General features: G+C 65.1%; 1 protein-coding gene. It reads left to right on the plus strand.

Going from position 1 to position 4056, the window contains the following annotated elements; genetic code table 11:
• Window positions 1-167: 167 nt before the first annotated feature.
• Complete coding sequence (locus ACYVF3_RS27350) at window positions 168-3836, plus strand: RHS repeat-associated core domain-containing protein (protein WP_461157135.1); 3669 nt, start codon at window positions 168-170, stop codon at window positions 3834-3836.
• The last annotated feature ends 220 nt before the right edge of the window (window positions 3837-4056 follow it).

The following is a 4056-nucleotide window of genomic DNA, read 5'->3' on the forward strand; positions in this document are numbered from 1 at the left end:
TCGGTGACGCCACGAAGCAGCTGGACAAGATCAAGAAGAACGACGGCAAGAACGACGGTCCGGCCTCGACGAACGCGGCTTCGGCGGGCGGTTCGGGGTCGAGGAACCTCGACGGCGACGGCGCGCCGCCTCCTGGACCGGGTAAGGGGAGCGATAACGCATCCACGGTGCCGCAGAGCGCCGACGGATCGCCCCCGCCAGGCAGTAAGGGCAGCCGTACCGAAACAAGCGCTGCCCGACCGGAAGACACGACGATCGCCGGACGTGACAAGGGTTGCAAGCCCGGTTCCGGCGATCCGGTGGATCCGGCTACCGGGGACATGTTCGATTCCACGGTGGACGTGCGGATCGAAGCTGCTTTGCCACTGGTGCTGCAACGCAGCCACATCTCGTCGTACCGCGCGGGCCGGTTGTTCGGTCGCACCTGGGCGTCGACGGTGGACCAGCGGCTGGAGTTCGACGCGCAGGGAGTGGTGTACGCGTCCGAGGACGGCGCTCTGCTGGTGTACCCGGAACCGGTAGGCGGCGGCGAAGCGCTTCCGGAGGCAGGGCCGAGGTGGCCGTTGGTCCGCGCTGAAGACGGTTTTCGGATCTGGCGGCCGCTGACTGGAGAAATCCTCCACTTTGGTCCCGAGCGTGCTGGTGTAGCACCCATTTCTGCCGTGGTGGATGGCAATGGGGATCGAATCGATTTCGACTACGACGAAGGTGTGCTCACTGGAATCCGTCATTCCGGCGGCCACCACGTCGACGTGGTCACGGACCACGGGTTGATCACTCAGTTCCAGCTGCGCGACGGGGACCACACCATCCCGCTCGTCCGGTATTCGTACGTGGACGGAAGACTTGCGGAGGTCATCAACTCGTCCGGTCGATCTATGCGCTTCAGCTACGACGCCGCCGGCCGGGTCACGCGTTGGGAGGACCGCAACGGCGAGTGGTACGCGTACCACTACGACAGCACCGGACGAGTTGTGCGAACCGAGGGATCGGGAGGTGCACTCACCGGCGAGTGGACCTACGACGGTTCAACCACGATCTACACCGACGCCGAGGGCCACACGACCCGTTTCGATTTCAACGAGGCTCACCAGCTGGTCCGTGAAACCGACCCGCTCGGGCACGTGACGTTGTCGGAATGGGACGAGTACAACCGATTGTTGTCCCGTACCGACCCGCTCGGCCGTGCACATCGCTACCGCTACACCGTGTTCGGAGAGTTCGCTGCCATCACGCGACCGGACGGCACCCAGGAACTCGCCGAGTACGACGAGCTTGGCAGGCGCACCGCAGTGGTTGAGGCCGATGGCGGGGTGTGGCGCTACACCTACGATGAACTCGGGAACAAGAGCTCTGTCACAGATCCTTCCGGCGCCACCATCGGATATGCCTACGACGACAACGGTTACCTCGCGGCGATCACAGACCCACTCGGCGGCGTGCTCCGCATTGAGAACGACGAGGCCGGCCGTGTGCTTGCCGTTACCGACCGCCAGGGTGCCACCACCCGCTACACCCGGGACCAGTTCGGCCGGATCGCGGCGATCACCGACCCGCTCGACGGGGTTACCAAGCTTCGGTGGACGGTTGAGGGAAACCTCCTGTCGCAAACCTTGCCGGACGGCACTACCGAAGTCCGACAGTACGATTCGGAAGGCAACGAGGTCGGGCACCTCGACGAGCGGGGACAGCTGACCCGTGTGGAAACAACCCACTTTGACCTGCCGTCCAGCGAAACTCGACCCGACGGGAGCAGGCTGGAATTCGACTACGACACCGTGCTCCGGTTGACCGCAGTCCGCGATCCGAGTGGGCTGAGCTGGAAGTACTGGTATGACGCCGCAGGTAACCTGATCGCGGAGAGGGACTTCGACGGCCGCGAGATCCGCTACCGCTACGATGCGGCTGGCCAGCTCATCGAGCGCGTCAACGGAGCCGGCGAGGTGACGCGGTTCGTGCGAGACCAACTCGGCAACGTCGTGGAGAAGCACTGCGGAGACCAGGTCTCGTACTTCGAGTACGACGCGGCCGGACGATTGGTGCGCGCGGTCAACGCGGACGCGGACGTGATCCTGGAACGGGACGTGCTCGGGCGTGTGGTCCGCGAGGTCGTGAACGGCCGAGCGTTGGAGTCCCGCTACGACCCGGCCGGGCGGCGGGTGTATCGGCGCACGCCGACGGGAGCGGAGAGCGTGTGGAGCCACAACCTTGATCACCAGGCTACCGGGCTGCGCACCAGTGGGCGGACGCTGAGCTTCGGATTCGACTTGGCCGGCCGCGAGGTCGAACGGTCGCTCGACACCGGCACTGCGCTGACGAGGCGGTGGGACGTGCGAGACCGACTGGTAGAGCAACGCATGTCCGGCGTCGCCGGAGGCAATCCGCAGGCGGGGCCAGTCCAGCAGCGGAGTTACCACTACCGCCCGGACGGCAACGTGGTGGCCATCGACGACCGACTGGCCGGGAACCGCTCGTTCCAACTCGACGACGTCGGTCGGGTGACTGGCGTGAGTGGCGCTGGCTGGTCCGAGCGCTATGCCTACGACGGTGCGGGCAACGTGGTGGACGCGGCGTGGCAGGGCGTTTCCACGACGGATCCCGATGCGCAGGGCTCGCGCAAGTACCAGGGCACCAGGCTCCAGGCCGCAGGACGCTTGTACTACGTTCACGATGCGCAAGGCCGGGTCGTCATGCGGCAGAAGAAGCGCTTGTCCCGCAATCCCGACACCTGGCATTTCAGCTGGGATGCCGATGACCGGCTGATCAGCGTGGTCATGCCGGACGGCACCCGCTGGGTTTATCGCTACGACGGACTCGGCCGCCGGGTGGCCAAGCAGCGGCTTGCGCCGGACGGCGTCACCGTCGCCGAGGAGGTGGAGTTCACCTGGGACGACACCGTGCTGGTCGAACAGGTGCACAACGGCCGGAGCGCCACCGTCTGGAACTACGAGCAGGATGACAGCGTCGTCCCGATCACTCAGACCGAGCGGGCGCGCGTTGCCGAGCAGCAGTGGGTGGACGTCGCGTTCTACTCGATCGTCACCGACCTCGTCGGCACGCCGACCGAGCTGGTGGATGCGCGCGGGAACCTGGCGTGGCAGGCCAGGTCAACCGTGTGGGGCGAGCCGCTGCAGTCGGCTCCTGGCCAGGCCAGCACGCCCCTGCGCTTCCCTGGACAGTACTTCGACGCCGAAACGGGTTTGCATTACAACGTTCACCGCTACTACGACCCGGCCACGGCTCGGTTCACCAGCAACGACCCGCTCGGCCTCGCCCCGTCACCGAACCCTGCCGCGTACGTGCACAACCCGCTCACGTGGATGGATCCGCTCGGCCTCACCGGTTCGCCCGGTGGTTGTAGTAGCGGTTCCCGCGGCATCGTCTACCGGAACATCCGGAAGGACGAGGACCCGGGCAAGGGCCTGTTCCCCAAGGACAAGGATTTCGTGCCGCAGAGGTACGTCAAGGGGCCCAAGAAAGACCAAATAAAGTACGACGAGATGGGCACGCCGTCTGGACACGTCGGCAAGGGCAGTGGGGATGGATACAAATCCCGGTTCATTTCCACCACGAAGGATTACGGGGTCGCGGTAGCCAACCGTGAACCTGGCCAGCGGACGGTTGCGATCGACCTGCAAAAGCACAAAGAGCTTGGCGGCGGCGGTGTCGGCAGTGTCCTCGACGTTTCGACACAGGCGGGACGTGACAAGGCCACATTCCTGTACGGAGGTGGTTGGGGGGCGACGGCGACAGGTTTTGCGAAGAAATCACAGGAGGTTCTCCTGGGTGGATCTGTGCACCCCGGGGCCATCACGCAGATCCATCCGAGTCGGTGAATGTAGGCCGATTTGCCGCTGCTACGTCCCTTGTTCGGAGATGTTGTCCCGGATTCGGGAAAATGGCGGGCGAAGTTCACTGCGGACGCGTCTGCATGGCGCCGAACCAGTTCGCAGGTCCTCTCGACCGTGCATCGCGAGCAAGGTCGACGAGACGTTGATCTGAATCTTGTTGGTTGACTCTGGGGGTTGTTGTGGCGAATCCGTTGGTGGCGGAGCG

It is taken from the genome of Saccharopolyspora tripterygii (assembly GCF_054778355.1).